The following is an 18,024-nucleotide window of genomic DNA, read 5'->3' as shown; positions in this document are numbered from 1 at the left end:
AGCTGCGGAACATGGGCGAGGCCTGCACGGCCGCGAACCGGTTCATCGTGCACGAATCCGTCGCCGACGAGTTCGCGGAGAAGTTCGCCGCGAAGATGGCGGACATGACCACCGCCCGCGGCACCGAGGCGGAGTCCAAGGTGGGCCCGCTGATCGACGCGAAGAGCCGCGACAAGGTGCACGAGCTGGTCTCCGACGCCGTGTCCGCCGGCGCGGTCGCGGTCATTGGCGGCGCCGCCGTCGAGGGCCCGGGCTACTTCTACCAGCCGACCATCCTCAAGGGCGTCACCGAGGGCACCCGGATCCTGTCCGAGGAGATCTTCGGACCCGTCGCCCCGATCATCACCTTCGACACCGAGGACGAGGCTGTCCGGCTGGCGAACAACACCGAGTACGGCCTGGTCGCGTACGTCTTCACCCGGGACCTCAACCGCGGCATCCGGATGGGCGAACGCCTCGAGACCGGCATGCTGGGCCTGAACGCCGGAGTCGTCTCCAATGCGGCCGCGCCCTTCGGCGGGGTCAAGCAGTCCGGCCTGGGCCGTGAAGGCGGACTCGAAGGCATCGAGGAATACCTCTACACCCAGTACATCGGCATCGCCGACCCCTACGCCGGCTAGGAACCGTCCCGGCCGGAGCTGCCTCAGCTCCGGTGCAGCCAGCGCACCCGGCGCAACCCCCCGCGGGTCCTTGACCAGGCACCCGCGAGGCCGCGCCGGGTGCGCTTTGCTGTGCCGCGGGCGGCGCGGAACGGCGCCGTGGCGGCACTGCGCCAGGCGGCCAAGAGGGAAGGCGGCAGCCACGCTGCGCGGAACCGGACCAGCGGCCCGGCATGGGCCCGCAGCGAGGCGCGGACCGCTGCGATCCAGTGGGCGGCCGGTTCCCCTGGACCGCTGGCGGGAACCCCGGCGCCGGCAGACTTGCGGGCACCTCCGGGCAGGCCGCCGGCATCGGGCGCGGATGGAGGACGGCCGTATTGCGCGCGTTCGAAATCCGCGGCCAGCGACCGGACCGCCCCGTGGCTGTCCGCGTCCAGGCCCTCAGGTTCTCCGAGTGCCCCCGAGGAACGCAGCCTGTCGGAGAAATGGCGGGGGGTCTCACTGTCCCGCGGCGCCACACCGAAGTCCATCGCCAGGTCGCGCAGTTCCGCCCAGGCCCGCACCGCCGCGGCACCGCCGGCCGCGGAAGCTGACAACCGGCGGCGGCGCACTGCGGTACGCGCCAGGTGCGGGGACGCCACCAGCAGCCCCAGCAACAGCAGGGCACCGGCGCCGTAGAGCACGGGCAGGATCCGGCGTGCCGCATCCGCCGGCGCGGCCGCATTCCCCGGGAGCGGCAGCGGCGCGACACTGGGCAGCGGCGCGGCGGTGGCACCGTTGCTGGGAATCAGGCCATCGTTGTTTTCGTTGGTGCTGGCGCCGCCGGGTGAGGCGGCATCCTCGGCATAGGACGGAACCACGCCGCGCGAGGGTGTGGGTTCGAAGGGGATCCAGCCAAGTCCCTGGAAGTACAGCTCCGGCCAGGCATGGGCGTCACGGGCATCGACCTCAAACTCGGGCAGGGCGCCCTGGCCGCCGATCGAGACCGTGGAGCCGGTGGGGCGGCCCGGCGCGTAGCCGACGGCGATGCGGCTGGGGATCCCTTCCAGCCGGGCCATCACGGCCATGGCCGAGGCGAAGTGGATGCAGTATCCGCTCTTCTGGGTCAGGAAGTCCGCCAGCACCGACAGTCCGTTGCCGTCATAGCCCCCCTGCACCGGTGACTGCAGCGAGTAGCTGAAATTTGCCGAGCGCAGATACCGCTGGATTGCCATGGCCCGGGCATAGGGAGTGGCGCTGCCCGCGGTCACAGCGTCTGCGGTCGTGCGGACAATCTCCGGGACGTTCTCCGGCGGCCGGATGAACTGGTCCGGGACGCCCTGCACCGGCCCGGTGGCCCGGGCCAGCAGGTCCGGGGTGAGCTGCGGAGCCACCGAGAGCACGACGTACTGCTGGGCATGGGAATTGGTGTCGACCCCCTTGATGCTCAGCGTGGCAGGGTCCCAGCTCCAGCGGCCGGTGAGACCGTTGACGGCCTCCGGGGCGTAGGGCACCGGCAGATAGGGGCTGGTGAACTGGCCGGTGTTGACCGCCGTGACCACCCGGACTTCCGTGGCGGCGGACTCGACGCCCGATTCCATCCGGCCCGTGCCCAGCCGGCGGGTCTCATTGCGGTCCTCCGGGGCCCAGTTGTCGCCGCCGAAACTGTCCACCGTCACGGAGCGAAGGTACGGGGTGGTGGCGGCATTGGTGGCGAAGGTGATCCTTCCGTCGCCCGTGGGGCTGCGCAGGCTGTTGCCCAGGCTGATCATCGGGTTGAGCCCCGTGGCCGGACCGAAGGGGTTCAGCCGCGAGCCCTGCGGGAAGACGCCCTGGTCAAATCCCGGGATGACCAGTTGGAGCAACAGGGTCAGGGCCAGGGCCGCCGCTCCGGTCACGGCGCCACGGCGGAACTGGCCCGGGTTGCGCGCGGTGTCCGCTCCGGTCCGTGAGTCCGGCGCGAACCAGTGGCTGCAGCCGAGGACCATGAGATAACCCGAGGCCGCCGCCGCGAAACCCAGCACGCCGACACTTTGCGGTTTGATCGTGGCGGGAACAATGAGGATGGCGAGGATCCCGAGTCCGCTCGTCGCCGGCAGGGCCAGCGGATAGGCCAGGGCATCGATCAGGATCACCAGCAGCCCAAGCACGGCGCAGGCCAGCAGGACGATGCCGGCATTCGGGGCCACCGGGGCGCTCTCGGCAAGGATCGTCTCACTGGCACGGCGCAGGTACCGGCCCAGCTGCGCCATGGTGGCGCCGGAGGGAATGAAGCCCATGATGCTCTGCGGGCGGAAGAAGGTGAAGGCCAGGATCAGGGCCAGGGCAGCCAGCGCCCCGGCAGTCACGAAAACGCTGCGCCACCGGAGCGCGCGGAGGGCTGCCAGGGTGAACGCCACCGTGAGGACCGTGGACAGGACGGGGGAGTACCACGCCCATCCCCGCAGCACTCCGTTGAGGCTCAGCGCAGCACCGGCCACGGCGAGTGCCACCGCCAGGGCCATCAGCCACGGCTGCGCCCCGGCCTTCGTCCGGCCCTTCCGGGGCGCCCGGAGGGAACCCGGGTCGTGGTCGGCGGAGCCGGCACCCGCGGCCGGCCCGGACTGGCCGGAGCGGGCACCGGCGCTGCGCTGGGGTGTCAGAGTCATCGCCGGACCCCCGTTCCGCGACGCACGTCGGCTGCGGCTGCCAGCGGCGCGGTCCCGCCCTCATCGAAGGCCGTCCACGCGGCGCTCAGCGGTGTCGACGGGGAAACTGCCACGGCCCGCCAGCCGCCAAGCCGGAGCGCCTCGAGCGCATCGTCGGATTCCCGGACCCGCTCCGTGATGACCAGGGCGAAGGCATTGGCCGCAAAACCGGCCGCCGGGGCCAGCGACCGGGCCTCGGCCGGCGTGAGGCTGCCGAGGATCGCCAGTACGGGTCCCCGCATCCGGTGGGCGGACAGCCGGTCCAGGAGCCGGTCATCGAAAGGCTGCGGGCCGGTCTCGCCGCCCGCGGGTCGGCGGCCCGGGGGCCGGGGCGAAACCGGCTCCTTCGGGTCCTTGCGGCTGTGGTGGGACCCGGTGAGCTGGATCGCCGCCAGGCTCTCGGCGACGGACTGCAGCCCGGCCGCGCCGACGTACTCCTCAGCTTCCGGCTCAGGGGCCGAAGGTGAATGCCGGAACGCGGGCTCGCCGGCGGTGTCGAGGAAACGCAGTGCGTAGTTGCGCTCGGCGAGGTGCGCGCCGATGGACATTGCGGCCGTCACGGCCCACTCGAAGGCCTCGCTGGTCAGGGGCTCGTGCCCGTCCGGGCCCGGGGCGCCGCGCTGGCCGCTTCGGCGGTTATCCGTCCCGCGCGGGCTGCCGCCCAAAGGATGGTGGATGGTGAACGCATTCGAGCCGGCAGCGAAGGCGCCGCGGCTGAAGGCGGTAAACCGCTGGTCCAGGATGATGGTCGCCTCCGGCGTGGTGACGGACTCCTCCTGGCGCACCATCAGCTCCCCGTGCCGGGCTGTCGCCGCCCAGTGCACGCGGCGCATCGGGTCGCCGTGCCGGTATTCCCGGGTCATGACGTCGTCGTCGCTTGGGTTGGCCCGGATGCGGGTGGCGGTGACGCCGTCGTGCCCCCGGGCGCCGGCCAGCCCGGTGACCGGAAGCTCGAGCGCGGCGGGCGTTACGGTGAGGACGTCGCCGTCGTCGATGGCGTGGCGGTGCAGGGACAACCCGAACGGGTCGCTGAACTCGGCGGTGACCGGACCGATCAGGAACTGGCCGCGTTTACTGGAGCGCAAATGATATTCGTACCGGCTGGTCCCGCCGGCGGACGAGCGCGCCGGGAACCGGAACACCGGGGATTCCCCGAAGCGCGCAGGCAGGCGTTCCTCCATGAGCGCATGGCCGGCGCCGCCTCCGGTCCGGGCGACGGCCAACCGGACCGTCGTCGTGGCCGCCGTTTCGACGCTGGCGGGGCTGAACTCCCGGTAGACCCGGAAATTCGGCTTCAGCACGCGGGTCCCGGCCAGCGAGAGCAGCGGCAGGACAAGCAGCAGGATGGCCAGTGCCAACAGGTCCCGGCGCCCCATCACCTGGGCCGCCAGCAGGAAGGCCGCTCCCGCGCCCAGCAGCCCCCAGCCGCGGCTGGTGAAGATCTGGGTCGGGAACCGGGCAATCAGCGCCATGGCCGGGCCACCTCTAGCGGCGATTCGGCAAGGTGGCAGCCGGAGCGGCCGCCGCGCCGGCAGCCCGGTCACGGGCGCCACGGGCGCCACGGCCGCCGCCCGATGCGGATGCCGAAGCCATTTCCGGGCTGACCGGGATCTTCGCCAGGATGGCTCGAACCACGCTCTGGGCGGTCTCGCCCATGCTCGCGGCCTTGCGGTCCAGGATGATCCGGTGCGCCAGAACGGATTCGGCCACGCTGACGACGTCATCCGGCAGCACGAAGTCCCGGCCCGCCAGGGCCGCGGTGGCTTTGGCCGCGCGCAGCAGCTGGAGCATGGACCGGGGACTGGCGCCGAGCCGGAGCATCCCGTTTTCCCGCGTGGCGCGCCCCAGGGACACGGTGTATTCCTTGACCGACTGGGAAACGTACACCTGCCGCACTGTGGCGATCATGGAGGCGACCTCGCCGGCGGTGACGACGGCCGTGACTCTGGTCAGCGGCGACGTCGACTGGTGTGTCTCCAGCATCTCCATCTCGGCGTCCTTGTCCGGGTAGCCCATGGAGATCCGGGCCATGAAACGGTCCCGCTGCGCCTCCGGGAGCGGGTACGTCCCCTCCATTTCGATGGGGTTCTGCGTGGCCACCACCATGAAGGGCTCGTCGAGCTTGTAGGATTTGCCGTCCACGGTGACCTGGTGTTCCTCCATGCATTCCAGCAGGGCTGACTGCGTCTTGGCCGAGGCACGGTTGATTTCGTCCCCGATGACGATGTTGGCAAACACCGCCCCGGGCCGGAACTCGAAGGACCGCGACGCCTGGTTGTAGATGGACACGCCGGTGACATCCGAGGGGAGCAAATCAGGGGTGAACTGGATGCGGCTCACCGAGCAGTCGATGGTCCGGGCCAGCGTTTTCGCCAGCAGGGTCTTGCCGACCCCCGGGACGTCCTCAAGCAGGAGATGGCCCTGCGCCAAAAGCACGGTCAGGGCCAGCTTGGCCGCTTCCGCCTTGCCATCAATCACGGTGTTGATGGCCCCCAGAATGCGCTCGCTGGCGGAGCGGAACTCCTCCGCGTCCATGGCGGCGGGCGGCTGGGCAGGGCGCCGTGCAGCCGGAAGCCCGGCCGCGGCGGAGTCCTCCCGGCGGCCCTGGCCTTCCGGGAGAGCTTCGTCTAGGGAGATGCGGTGGTAGTCCATCGGTAGCCTTTCAGCCCTCGTGGGTTCCCGACCTTCCGTTGTCCTGCAGCCGGTGTTTATATCAGAGTACTAACACAACTGCCGGGCCTGACAGGGAGTTCCCGCGGAAATCTGGGCCGTGGCGCGGGCCCGGATATGGCGCGTCTGGGTTAACTCCCGGTGCGGGCCCGCTTCATCCGGGCAGGGGGCCGCCGCTAAGGCCGTTAAGGTGGACAGATGATCAATCCCCGCACCCCCGTACCGTTCCGTGCGCCCGGCAGCGATGGCACCGGCCGGCAGGGATACCCTCCGGCCCCGGAACGGCTTCCCGTGCCGGTCATGGACAACCACACACATCTCGATTTCCCCAGCGCCGACCTGAACGTCAGCATCGCTGACGCCCTTGATGCCGCCGCAGCCGTCGGGGTCCAGGGTGCCGTGCAGGTCGGGTGCGACCTCGAATCGTCCAGGTTCACGGTGCAGGCGGTGGAGCTGGATCCGCGGCTGCTGGGCGCCGTTGCCCTGCACCCCAACGACGCGCCGGAATACGCCGCCCGCGGCGAACTGGAGGATGCCCTGGCAGAAATCGAGGCCCTCGCGGCGCACCCGCGGATCCGGGCCATCGGCGAGACCGGCCTGGATTTCTTCCGCACCGAGGGTGAGGGGCTGGCCCATCAGCGCTATTCGTTCCGGCGCCACATCGATATCGCCAAACGCCTCGGGCTGACGCTGCAGATCCATGACCGAGACGCCCACGACGACGTCGTCCAGGTGCTGCGTGAGGAAGGCGCCCCCGAGCGGGTGGTCTTCCACTGTTTCTCCGGCGGGGACGAGCTGGCCCGGACCTGCAATTCGGAGGGCTGGTACATGTCCTTCGCCGGGACCCTGACCTTCAAGAACGCCGCCAACCTCCGGGCCGCCCTGGCCATCGCCGAGCCGGACCGGATCCTCGTCGAGACTGACGCCCCGTTCCTCACCCCGCACCCGCACCGCGGACGTCCCAATGCGAGCTATATGGTCCCCTACACGGTCCGGGCGATGGCCGAATTGACTGGATGGGAGCTCTCGGAACTGTGCTCCCGGATTGCCGGAAATACGGTGCGGGCATACGGATCCTGGGACTGATGTGACGAAAGCCGGCCCCGCCGGATAGATACCGCGTATGCACAATTTGTTGGCTGCTTTATAACGCTCCGGTTACAGTGGACAACTATTAGCCGGGGTCGGGGAAGGCCATCGGATAATTTCACTCCTGCAGGGCGCGCATCGTGGCCAACGAACCATGGGCGCGCTCTCGTTTGTGAGTGTGGCAGTGCACACAGCTGCCGCTGACATCATGCACCCTGGGGGTGCCGCCCCAGGGCTGTCGGCGGCGGGTGAACCTGTGCGCTTTTCCCCGTGCCCGGATGGTCCAAGAGATACGGGCAATCGTGGTCAAGTTCTTTACATCGGATGGCAAAGTCAGCGTCGTCAAAGTCGGCACGCAGTTCGTCGTGCTCGTGGCACTCGTGCTGGGGCTCGTCGCCTTCGTCGGCAACAACAAGACAGTCACCCTCAACGTTGACGGCAAAGTGAGTGCGGTCCAGACCTTCGGCGGTACCGTCGGCCAGGTCGTCAAGGGCGCAAACCTTGAACTCCAGTCCTCGGACAGGGTCACTCCCGCTGCGGACTCCCATGTACAGGATGGCTCCGTCATCAACGTCAACCTCGCCAAGGCCGTCAAGGTCAGTCTGGACGGCGCGGAGAAGACCATCAACACCACCTCGCCCACCGTCGAAGGCCTCGTGACGGAACTCGGCGTCGCCAGCTCCTCCGAGCTGTCCGTCCCGAAGGACGCGCAGCTCGCGGTCTCCGGTTCCTTCGTTTCGATCTCCACGCCGAAGAACGTGAGCATCGTCGCGGACGGCAAAGCCGACAAGACCACGACGACGGCCGCCAGCGTCTCCCAGGTCCTCGCCGACGCGGGCATCTCGCTGGGCGCCAGCGACCGGCTCTCGCAGCCCGGCAACGCGCCGGTCGTCAACGACATGGTGATCAAGGTCTCGCGCGTGGATGCCAGCCAGACGGCCGAGGCGACCGAAGCCGTTGCCTTCGATACCCTCACCACCGAGGACGCCGGGATGGCCAAGGGCGAGAAGAAGGTGACCCAGCCAGGCGTGGCCGGCACCCTCAACAAGAGCTTCAAGCTCGTCCTCGTCGACGGCCGCGAAGCCTCCCGCACGCTGGTGTCCCAGTCGGTGAGCACGCAGCCGGTCACCGAAAAGGTCACCGTCGGCACCAAGCCCAAGCCCGCCCCCGAGGCCGCCGGCGCCAACACCGGCGCCGCAGCCCCGTCGATGATGAACGAAGCCATGTGGAACAAGATCGCGCAGTGCGAATCCACCGGCAACTGGTCCGTCAACAACGGCAACGGCTACTACGGCGGACTGCAGTTCGACATCCGGACCTGGCTCGGAGCCGGCGGCGGCGCGTACGCCCCGAACGCCAGCCTGGCCACCAAAGCACAGCAGATCGACATCGCCAACCGCATCTACGCGCAGCGCGGCCTGCAGCCCTGGGGCTGCGGCTGGGCAGCCACAAGCTAAGGCGGGCCGCGCCGGCCCCGGCTCCGGCCAGGGGTGCCTGTCGGCTCCGCCCGGCGGACAAATGACTACAGGGTATCCGCAGCGGCTGACCACAGCGGCGGACCCCCGGCACAGGCCGGGTCCGGTTCCTTGGACCCGGCCTTCGCCATGCCCGGGCCGGCCGGCGAGATAGGATACCTAGGTGACTGAACCGACCCCCTCCGCGCCTGGCAGTACGCCGGCCCCTGCCCCCGGCACTGCGCCCGCAACCGCGCCCGCGCCCCTGATGGGCGCCTCGGACATCCGCAGGCTGGCCGAGGAAATCGGGGTCCGTCCCACCAAGTCCCTCGGACAGAACTTCGTCATTGACGGCAACACCATCCGAAGGATCGTCGCCACCGCGGACATCCACCCGGACGAGACGGTCCTGGAAGTGGGCCCCGGGCTGGGATCCCTGACCCTGGGGCTGCTGGACGCTGCCCGCTCGGTCGTCGCCGTCGAGATCGATCCGGTCCTGGCGGGCAAACTTCCGGCCACCGTCGCCGAGTGGCGGCCGGACGCCGTCGGGGATTTCCACCTGGTCCTCGCCGACGCGATGCGGGTCACGGACCTCCCGGTGGAGCCCACCGCGCTCGTGGCGAATCTTCCCTACAACGTTGCCGTCCCGGTGGTCCTGCACCTGCTGCAACACTTCCCGAGTCTGCGCCACGGCCTGGTCATGGTCCAGGACGAGGTGGCCGACAGGCTCGCCGCCGGGCCCGGGTCCAAGACCTACGGCGTTCCGTCGGTCAAAGCGGCCTGGTACAGCAGCATGCGCAAAGCCGGGGTGATCGGCATGAACGTCTTCTGGCCCGCGCCCAAGATCCACTCCGGCCTCGTGGCGTTCACCCGCCGGGAACCGCCCGTCACCACGGCCACCCGGGAACAGGTATTCGCCGTGATCGATGCCGCCTTCGCCCAGCGCCGCAAGACGCTCCGCGCGGCGCTGGCCGGCTGGGCCGGCAGCGCCGCGGAGGCCGAACGCTGCCTGCGTGCCGCCGGCGTCGACCCCACGGCCCGCGGTGAAGTGATCGACATTGCGGCGTTTTCCAGGATCGCGGAAGCACGCGAGCGGCCGCTCCCGTAGGCCCGGCGGCGGCCCCGGAAGCTGACGCCTGACCGGGGCTGTGCTTGGACCCTGACCCTGCCATGCCATAGCGTGGAGCCATGAACGCAGTGAGAGGGCGCTTTGCCGCGAGGACTGTCCGGGTCAAGGCACCCGGCAAAGTAAACGTCTCACTGGACGTCGGGCCCCTGCGGCCGGACGGCTACCACTCGGTGGCCAGTGTCTACCTTGCGGTATCCCTCTACGAGGAAGTCGCGGCCACCAGCACCGACACCGGGGAAATAACGGTCAGCCTCAGCCCGGCAAGCACCCTCGACCTCGACGGCGTCGACATCCCCCTGGATGAGCGCAATCTGGCCTACAGGGCCGCCGCGATCATGACCGACGTCTCCGAGCACTCCACCGGCGTCCATCTCGAAATCACGAAGCGGGTGCCCGTCGCCGGAGGCATGGGCGGCGGCTCGGCGGATGCGGCCGCCACGCTCCTTGCCTGCGACGCGCTGTGGAACAGCGGACTCTCGCGCGACGAACTCGCGCACCTGGCCGCGGAACTTGGCGCGGACGTGCCGTTCTCCCTGCTCGGCGGAACGGCTGTGGGGCTCGGCCTGGGCGACGAACTCTCGCCTGCCCTCGTCAAGGCCCAGACCGACTGGGTCCTGGTGACCGCGGACTTCGGCCTGCCCACCCCGGAGGTCTACCGGACCCTGGACCGGCTGCGCGCAGCCGAAGGTGCCTTGGTCGAGGAGCCCGCCGCGGTGGACCCGATGATCCTCCAGGCCCTGCGCGGCGGCGACGCCGATGCCCTGAGCCGGGTGCTGGTCAACGATCTCCAGCGTGCCTCGATTGAGCTGGCGCCCAGCCTCCGGGACACCCTCGGACTCGGAGAATCCCTGGGCGCCATCGCCGGAATCGTCTCCGGTTCCGGACCCACGGTCGCGCTGCTGTCCCACAGCCCGGCGGCGGCGGAGGGACTGGCCGAAGACCTCCGGCACCATGGCCTCGAGGCCATCGCGGTGCACGGCCCGGTTCACGGGGCGCGCATCATCTCCGATACGCTCCTTTAATAGGATTGTCGTCTCCCGCACGGCGTCTTTGGCCCGGGGCCATTCCGGCCTGGCCAATTAGCTCGACATTATTTTTCTCTAGGAAAGCAGTTCCCAGTGGCACACCTGCTCGGCGGCGAGAACCTCACGGTTTCGTATGCAACCCGTACCGTCCTCGACGGCATTACCCTCGGCCTTGAAGAGGGCGACCGGATCGGCATGGTGGGCCGCAACGGTGACGGCAAGTCGACCCTCATGCGGCTGCTGGCCATGCGCGCCACCCCTGACTCCGGCCGGGTGACCAAGCGCAGCGAGGTCAACATCGGCTACCTGGACCAGAGCGACGTGCTCGACGGCGACCTCACCGTCGGCGCTGCGATCGTTGGCGACCAGGCCGACTATGAATGGGCCCGCAACCCTCAGATCCGCGAAGTCATGGGCGGCCTCGTGTCCGACGTCGACTGGCACGCCAACGTGCACGCACTCTCCGGCGGGCAGAAGCGCCGCGTGGCGCTCGCCAAGCTGCTGATCGAGGACCACGACGTCATCATGCTCGACGAACCGACCAACCACCTCGACGTCGAAGGCGTCGCGTGGCTGTCCCGGCACCTGAAGACCCGCTGGCGGCCCAACCAGGGCGCCTTCCTCGTCGTCACCCACGACCGCTGGTTCCTGGACGAAGTCTGTACCAAGACCTGGGAAATCCACGACGGCATCATGGACCCGTTCGACGGCGGCTACGCCGCCTACGTGCTGGCCCGCGCCGAGCGTGACCGCTCCGCCTCCGTGGTGGAAAGCAAGCGCCAGCAGCTCGTGAAGAAGGAGCTCGCCTGGCTCCGGCGCGGCGCCCCGGCCCGCACGGCCAAGCCCAAATTCCGGATCGAGGCAGCCAACGAACTCATCGCCGACGTCCCCGAGCCGCGTGACTCGATGGCGCTGAGCAAAATGGCCACGGCCCGGCTCGGCAAGGACGTCCTGGACCTGGAGAACGTCTCCCTCGACTTCCTGGGCGGCGAACCCGGGCAGAAGCTCTTCGACAACATCACCCTGCGGCTTGCCCCGGGTGAACGGCTGGGCCTCGTGGGCGTCAACGGCGCCGGCAAAACCACCCTGCTGAAGCTGCTCAACGGCGAAATCCAGCCCACCTCCGGGACGGTGAAGCGCGGCAAGACGGTCGTCACCGCGGTCCTGACCCAGGAAGTCAAGGAACTCGACGACGTCTCGGACCTGCGCGTCATCGAAGTGATCGAGCGCGAGAAGCGCTCGTTCAACGTCGGCGGCAAGGAATTCACCGCCGGCCAGCTGGTGGAGCAGCTCGGCTTCACCAACGAGAAGCAGTGGACCCCGGTCAAGGACCTCTCCGGTGGCGAACGGCGCCGGTTGCAGCTCCTGCGCCTGCTGGTGGGGGAGCCGAACGTGCTGATGCTTGACGAACCGACCAACGACCTTGACACTGACACCCTGGCCGCCGTCGAGGACGTTTTGGACGGCTGGCCGGGCACCCTCGTTGTGGTCAGCCACGACCGCTACCTGCTCGAGCGCGTCACGGACCACCAGATGGCTCTCCTGGGCGACGGCAAGATCCGTGCCCTGCCGCGCGGCGTGGACCAGTACCTGGAACTGCGCGAAGCGGCGCTGGCCGGCTCCACGATCACCGGCGGCGGCAACCCGGTCATCGCCGCCAGCGGCAGCTCCGCCCCCACAACCGGACCCTCGGAAGCCGAGAAGCGGGATGCCCGCAAGGCCAAGAACCGGATCGACCGGCAGCTGGGCAAGCTCAAGCAGCAGGAGGACAAGATCCACGCCCAGATGACCGCTGCGGCCGCCGACGCCTCCGCCGCCGGCAAGCTCGGCGAGCTGAACAAGAAGCTCAAGGACCTCTCGGTAGAACGCGAAGCCCTCGAACTCGAATGGCTCGGAGCCCTCGAAGTTCTCGGCGAATAGCTGCCTGGACCCGGGGGACATGCCCGGTGTGCTGCGGCACGGCTGGACATGTCCCCCGGTCGACTCATAGCCCCCTGGACATGTCCCTTGGTGCGGGCCACGGCTGGACAAGGTGGTGTTATGTCCACTCCTGGGGGCCGGGGGAGGGCATGTCCCGCGGGGAGCTCGGAGCCCTCTGGACATGTCCCTTGGTGCGGGCCGAGGTTGGACATGGTGGTGTTATGTCCATTCCTGGGGGCCGGGGGAGGGCATGTCCCGCGTGGAGCTAGTCGTCGCTGCGGAGTTCGGGGTCCTTCTGGAGGCCGGTGAGGCCATTCCAGGCGAGGTTGACGAGGTGCGCGGCTACTTCGCGCTTGTCCGGGGTGCGGCTGTCCTGCCACCACTGGCCCGTCATCGCCACCATTCCCACCAGCATCTGCGCGTACATGGCGCCGTCGGCCGAGGTGAAGCCGCGGCGGGCGAACTCGTCGGCGAGGATGTACTCCACGCGGGCCGCGACGTGCGAGAGCAGCGTGGAGAAGGCTCCTTCGGGCTGCGTCGGCGGCGCATCGCGCATGAGGATGCGGAAGCCTTCGGCGCGGTCCTCGATGTAGCTCAGCAGCGCCAGGGCGGCTCTCTCGACCAGAACGCGCGGCTTGGCCTCCTCGGACAGCGCGTCGTTGATGGAGCCCAGCAGAATCCGGAACTCGAATTCAACGACCTGCGTGTACAGGCCCTCCTTCGAACCGAAGTGCTCATAAATCACCGGTTTGGACACGCCTGCCGCGGCGGCGATCTCCTCGATAGTGGTCCCGTCCAGCCCGCGGAGCGCGAAGAGTCCCCGGCCGACGCCGATCAGCTGGCTGCGTCGCTGGGGCCCCGTCATCCGGATCCGGGGCACGTAGTCAGCGGACCGGACGGGCCTGCCGCTGCGGCCTTCCGCCCCTCCGGACACCCCTGTGCTGTTGCTCACAGGTCCATCATGCCCCAGATGACCCGCCGGCCGGGCGCAACCGCGCACCGCCCGGTGGGTCAACACCCGGCGGCAACGCAGTATGGCAGAATTGACTCTCGTGCCACAGGCTCACCGCCTTGGCATGGTCCGCCCTGGTGTAATGGCAGCACCCCGGCCTTTGGAGCCGTGGAGTATAGGTTCGAGTCCTATGGGCGGAACTGCGGCGCGTCGAAGGACCGGGAACGGCACCCGGCGGGCGCGGGCTGGTGCGGGTCCAGTAGGATGAATCTGGCGCCCCGACCGGACTCTTGTCCGGCCAAACCGCGCGGATCCGGCAACGGAGGTGCATCACCAGACCTCAGCCGCCGGCCACCCAGATCCCACCGAGCAGCGGCATGAGCTAAGCCACTGAGCAAGGAGAGCCGTACGTGAGCCCCGAGAAGTCCGGCCCAGCCGCCGTAATCGTCCTAGCTGCAGGTGCCGGTACCCGGATGAAGTCCCGTACCCCTAAAATCCTCCACGAGATCGGCGGCAGGTCCCTCGTCGGCCACGCCCTCCATGCAGCCCGCACCATCCGGCCCCAGGAGCTGGCCCTCGTTGTCCGTCATGAACGCGACCTCGTGGCCGCCCACATCAACGCCGTGGACCCGGCCGCCCTGATCGTGGACCAGGACGAGGTTCCCGGCACCGGCCGGGCCGTTGAAGCAGCCCTCCAGGCCCTGGATGCGCGCGGGCCCCTCAGTGGCACCGTCGTCGTCACCTACGGTGACGTCCCCCTGCTCACCGGCCAGCTGCTCGCCGAACTCGTCGCCAGCCACGAGGCCGGGCACAACGCCGTCACCGTCCTTACTGCCGTCCTGGACGACGCCACCGGCTACGGCCGCATCCTCCGGGCTGCGGACGGATCGGTCACCGGAATCCGGGAGCACAAGGACGCCACGGACGCCGAACGAGGCATCCGTGAGGTCAACTCAGGCATTTACGCCTTCGACGCCGCAGTGCTCCGCGACTCGCTGGCCCACGTCACGACCGACAACGCCCAGGGCGAGAAGTACCTCACCGACGTGCTGGGCCTGGTCCGTGCCGCCGGCGGCCGCGTCGCCGCCGTCGTCACGGAAGACCGCTGGCAGGTTGAAGGCGCCAACGACCGGGTCCAGCTTTCGGCCCTCGGCGCCGAACTCAACCGGCGGACCGTCGAAGCCTGGATGCGGGCCGGCGTCACCGTCGTGGACCCGGCCACCACCTGGATCGACGCCACCGTGACCCTCGACGAGGACGTGCGGCTGCTGCCCAACATCCAGCTGCACGGTGCCACCACGGTGGCGCGCGACGCCGTCGTCGGCCCCGACACGACCCTCACCGACGTCCACGTGGGGGAGGGCGCCAAGGTGGTCCGCACGCACGGTTCCGGCGCCACGATCGGTGCGAAGGCCAGCGTCGGGCCGTTCACGTACCTGCGCCCCGGCACCGTCCTCGGCGAGACCGGCAAGATCGGCGCCTTCTACGAGACCAAGAACGTCACCATCGGCCGGGGATCCAAGCTTTCCCACCTCGGCTACGCGGGCGACGCCGAGATCGGTGAGGACACCAACATCGGCTGCGGAAACATCACCGCGAACTACGACGGTGAGAAAAAGCACCGCACGGTCATCGGTTCCGGCGTACGCACCGGTTCCAACACTGTCTTCGTGGCACCCGTCCAGGTCGGTGACGGCGCCTACAGCGGCGCCGGCGCCGTGATCCGCCGCGACGTGCCCCCCGGTGCCCTGGTCCTGTCCCTGGCCAAGCAGCAGAATTCCGAGGGCTGGGTCCTCGCGAACCGCCCGGCCTCGATTTCCGCATCCCTGGCCGAGGCCGCCGGCGCCACCACAACTTCCTCCAGTACTCCGGCATCTACAGAAGAGGGCTAGCAAAAATGAGCGAAATTACGGCACGCGGCGAGAAGAAGCTGGTGCTTGCCGCTGGGCGCGCGCATCCTGAGCTGGCGAGGGAAATCGCCAAGGAGCTCGGAACCGAGCTGCTGCCCCTGGACGCCTACGACTTCGCCAACGGCGAGATCTACGTCCGGGCCGGGGAGAGTGTGCGGGGCACCGACGCCTTCGTCATCCAGGCGCACCCCGCACCGCTGAACAACTGGCTGATGGAACAGCTCATCATGATCGATTCGCTCAAGCGGGCCTCCGCCCAGCGCATCACTGTGGTGTCGCCTTTCTACCCCTACGCCCGGCAGGACAAGAAGGGCCGCGGCCGCGAGCCCATCTCGGCGCGCCTGATCGCCGATCTGTACAAGACCGCCGGCGCCGACCGCATCATGAGCGTTGACCTGCACACCTCGCAGATCCAGGGCTTCTTCGACGGTCCCGTGGACCACCTCATGGCCATCCCGCTGCTGGCGGACTACATCCGCACCCGCGTTGCGGCGGACAACATCACGGTCGTCTCCCCGGACACCGGCCGTGTCCGGGTCGCGGAGCAGTGGGCCGAGCGCCTCGGCGGCGCGCCGCTGGCCTTCGTGCACAAGAGCCGCGACATGACCGTTCCGAACCAGGCCATCTCCAAGACGGTCGTCGGCCAGGTCGAGGGCCGCACCTGCGTCCTGATCGACGACATGATTGACACCGGCGGAACCATTTCCGGCGCCGTCCAGGTGCTCAAGAACGCCGGCGCCAAGGATGTCATCATCGCCGCAACCCACGCCGTCTTCTCCGACCCCGCGGCCCAGCGGCTGTCGGAGTCCGGCGCCCGCGAGGTCGTCGTCACCAATACCCTGCCGATTGAGGCCAGCAAGCGCTTCCCGCAGCTCACCGTGCTGTCCATCGCACCGCTCATCGCCCGCGCCATCCGTGAAGTGTTCGACGACGGCTCCGTCACCAGCCTGTTCGACGGCATCGCCTGACCCCCCCCTCGGTTGAGCCTGCTCAACCGACCCCCGGTGCGGGGCCGTTTAGAGGAATTCGGCCCCGCACTGGTAACCTTGAACCGAACCTTGGCGAGGGAGAGCGCCGGTAACCCGTATTCACGGCTAACCGGACTGCTGGTCTCCGTTATCGACTGGGTCTGAATCTCCCTTCGGAAGGGCGGCCGCACGGCCACCCGGCGTTGAAGGTCGCAAACAGACCTCCGCCCTTGCTGATCACCGCTAGTCCACTAGGAGATATCCATGTCTGAGCAGAAGCTTGCAGCAGAAGTACGCACCGAATTCGGCAAGGGCTTCGCCCGCCGCGCCCGCATGGAGGGCCTGATCCCGGCCGTCATCTACGGCCACGGCGCCGACCCGATCCACATCACCCTGCCGTCGAAGTCCACCACCCTGGCTGTCCGCCGCGCAAACGCGCTGCTGACCCTGGACATCAACGGCGAACAGCACCTCGCCCTGGTCAAGGACATTCAGCGCGACCCGATCAAGCAGATCATCGAGCACCTTGACCTCCTGACCGTCCGCACCGGCGAGAAGGTCACCGTGGACGTTCCCGTGCACGTGACCGGCGAGCTGGCACCGGGCAACGTGTTCAACCAGGAAATGAACACCGTCTCCCTTGAGGCCGAGGCAACCCACCTGCCGACCGCCGTCGAGGTCAGCATCGAGGGCCGCACCGCCGGCGAGCACATCCACGCTGCCGACCTGGTTCTGCCGAAGGGCTCCGTACTGCTGGCCGACGCCGAGGCGCTGGTCGTTCACATCTCCGAGGCCACCGAGGTCTCCGAGGAAGAAGCATCCGCTGACACCACCGAGGGTTCTTCGGTCGCAGTCGCCGCCGAGTAGTTCCGGCGATTTTGCGGCGGCCGGGTCCCGATGGGACCCGGCCGCCGTCGTTTGCACAGCGTGCCCATCCTGGCCGCCCGGCCCGCACTGCCCCACCAAAGGACTGACCCATGACTGACACCTGGCTGATCGTAGGCCTTGGCAACCCGGGGGCGGAGTACGCCCACAACCGGCACAACGTCGGACAGATGGTCCTCGATGAACTCGCAGCCCGGATCGGGAGCGGCTTCAAGTCCCACAAGTCCCGTGCCCAGGTCGTGGAGGGCCGCCTCGGCATCGGCGGACCGCGGGTCGTGCTGGCCAAGCCGCTGAGCTACATGAACGTTTCCGGCGGCCCGGTCTCGGCCCTGGCCAGGTTCTATGACATCGACCCGGGCCACGTCGTCGCCGTGCACGACGAAATCGACATCCCCTTTAACACGGTAAAACTGAAGCTCGGCGGCGGCGAAGGGGGCCACAACGGGCTCCGGGATATCTCCAAGGCCATCGCCACCAAAGACTACCTGCGGGTGCGGGTCGGCGTGGGCCGGCCCCCAGGCCGGATGGACACCGCCGACTACGTATTGAAGGACTTTTCCGGCTCCGAAAAGAAGGAACTGCCGTTCCTGATCGACACCGCGGCCGACGCCGTGGAATCCCTGGTCCGGGATGGCCTGCTTGCGGCCCAGCAGCAGTTCCACCCCGCGAAGGCACCCTAGGACGAACGCGGGCGGCCCTTCCGCCGCGTAACGCTCCGCCGCCAGCCCTGAATTGCTTCCAAGCGTCCAGAAATGCC

14 protein-coding genes and 1 tRNA gene are annotated in these 18,024 nt (G+C 68.9%); 11 read left to right on the top strand and 4 right to left on the bottom strand.

What is annotated here, in order from left to right:
* Nucleotides 1-620, top strand: a 620-nt coding sequence (locus tag QCD75_RS12285; protein ID WP_301228950.1) for an aldehyde dehydrogenase family protein, incomplete at its 5' end; no start/stop codon positions are given.
* 23 nt (nt 621-643) lie between these two features.
* Here the strand turns inward: QCD75_RS12285 and QCD75_RS12280 are convergent.
* From QCD75_RS12280 to QCD75_RS12270, 3 genes are read right to left on the bottom strand one after another with little or no spacing between them, the layout of a single operon-like run.
* On the bottom strand, nt 644-3,226 hold the full coding sequence (locus QCD75_RS12280; RefSeq protein WP_301228948.1) for a transglutaminase family protein: 2,583 nt from the start codon (nt 3,224-3,226) through the stop codon (nt 644-646).
* A complete protein-coding gene (locus tag QCD75_RS12275) occupies nt 3,223-4,737 on the bottom strand; it encodes a DUF58 domain-containing protein (protein ID WP_301228946.1) in 1,515 nt (504 codons plus the stop codon). The genes QCD75_RS12280 and QCD75_RS12275 overlap by 4 nt, the downstream gene beginning before the upstream one ends.
* 13 nt (nt 4,738-4,750) lie before the next feature.
* Entirely contained in the window at nt 4,751-5,917 is a 1,167-nt protein-coding gene (locus tag QCD75_RS12270) for an AAA family ATPase (RefSeq protein WP_301228944.1), read from the bottom strand.
* A gap of 216 nt (nt 5,918-6,133) precedes the next feature.
* On the opposite strand from QCD75_RS12270, the gene QCD75_RS12265 reads away from it, so the two are divergent.
* The 5 genes from QCD75_RS12265 to QCD75_RS12245 all read left to right on the top strand — a co-directional run bounded on the left by QCD75_RS12265 (nt 6,134) and on the right by QCD75_RS12245 (nt 12,552).
* Nucleotides 6,134-7,021: a TatD family hydrolase gene (locus tag QCD75_RS12265; RefSeq protein ID WP_301228942.1), complete on the top strand. Its 888-nt coding sequence runs from the start codon at nt 6,134-6,136 to the stop codon at nt 7,019-7,021.
* Between the two features lie 281 nt (nt 7,022-7,302).
* Nucleotides 7,303-8,481 carry a resuscitation-promoting factor gene (locus QCD75_RS12260; protein ID WP_301228940.1) on the top strand — a complete coding sequence of 393 codons (1,179 nt, stop codon included), beginning with the start codon at nt 7,303-7,305 and terminating at the stop codon, nt 8,479-8,481.
* Nucleotides 8,482-8,662: 181 nt separating this feature from the next.
* Entirely contained in the window at nt 8,663-9,586 is a 924-nt protein-coding gene (gene rsmA, locus QCD75_RS12255) for a 16S rRNA (adenine(1518)-N(6)/adenine(1519)-N(6))-dimethyltransferase RsmA (protein WP_441005478.1), read from the top strand.
* Nucleotides 9,587-9,666: 80 nt separating this feature from the next.
* A complete protein-coding gene (locus tag QCD75_RS12250; RefSeq protein ID WP_301228938.1) occupies nt 9,667-10,629 on the top strand; it encodes a 4-(cytidine 5'-diphospho)-2-C-methyl-D-erythritol kinase in 963 nt (320 codons plus the stop codon).
* Nucleotides 10,630-10,725: 96 nt separating this feature from the next.
* Nucleotides 10,726-12,552 (top strand): ABC-F family ATP-binding cassette domain-containing protein, encoded by a 1,827-nt coding sequence (locus QCD75_RS12245; protein ID WP_301228936.1) that lies wholly within the window; start codon nt 10,726-10,728, stop codon nt 12,550-12,552.
* Between the two features lie 265 nt (nt 12,553-12,817).
* Here QCD75_RS12245 and QCD75_RS12240 read toward each other — a convergent pair whose 3' ends face one another.
* A complete protein-coding gene (locus QCD75_RS12240) occupies nt 12,818-13,417 on the bottom strand; it encodes a TetR/AcrR family transcriptional regulator (protein ID WP_301228962.1) in 600 nt (199 codons plus the stop codon).
* Between the two features lie 215 nt (nt 13,418-13,632).
* Between QCD75_RS12240 and QCD75_RS12235 the strand changes: the two genes are divergently transcribed.
* From QCD75_RS12235 to pth, 5 genes are all read left to right on the top strand, one after another.
* Nucleotides 13,633-13,704, top strand: a tRNA-Gln gene (locus QCD75_RS12235).
* 210 nt (nt 13,705-13,914) lie between these two features.
* Nucleotides 13,915-15,396 (top strand): bifunctional UDP-N-acetylglucosamine diphosphorylase/glucosamine-1-phosphate N-acetyltransferase GlmU, encoded by a 1,482-nt coding sequence (gene glmU, locus QCD75_RS12230; protein ID WP_301228934.1) that lies wholly within the window; start codon nt 13,915-13,917, stop codon nt 15,394-15,396.
* A 5-nt stretch (nt 15,397-15,401) separates the two neighbouring features.
* Nucleotides 15,402-16,382, top strand: coding sequence for a ribose-phosphate diphosphokinase (locus QCD75_RS12225; protein ID WP_226761891.1), 981 nt, complete (start codon nt 15,402-15,404; stop codon nt 16,380-16,382).
* Nucleotides 16,383-16,646: 264 nt separating this feature from the next.
* Nucleotides 16,647-17,249 carry a 50S ribosomal protein L25/general stress protein Ctc gene (locus tag QCD75_RS12220; protein ID WP_301228931.1) on the top strand — a complete coding sequence of 201 codons (603 nt, stop codon included), beginning with the start codon at nt 16,647-16,649 and terminating at the stop codon, nt 17,247-17,249.
* Nucleotides 17,250-17,359: 110 nt separating this feature from the next.
* Entirely contained in the window at nt 17,360-17,947 is a 588-nt protein-coding gene (gene pth, locus QCD75_RS12215; RefSeq protein WP_301228929.1) for an aminoacyl-tRNA hydrolase, read from the top strand.
* The last annotated feature ends 77 nt before the right edge of the window (nt 17,948-18,024 follow it).

This window comes from Arthrobacter sp. PsM3 (assembly GCF_030433895.1).
Taxonomy (GTDB): Bacteria; Actinomycetota; Actinomycetes; order Actinomycetales; family Micrococcaceae; genus Arthrobacter.
The sequence above is the reverse complement of the archived record's forward strand: the minus strand, read 5'-3'. Positions and strand labels throughout refer to the sequence as shown.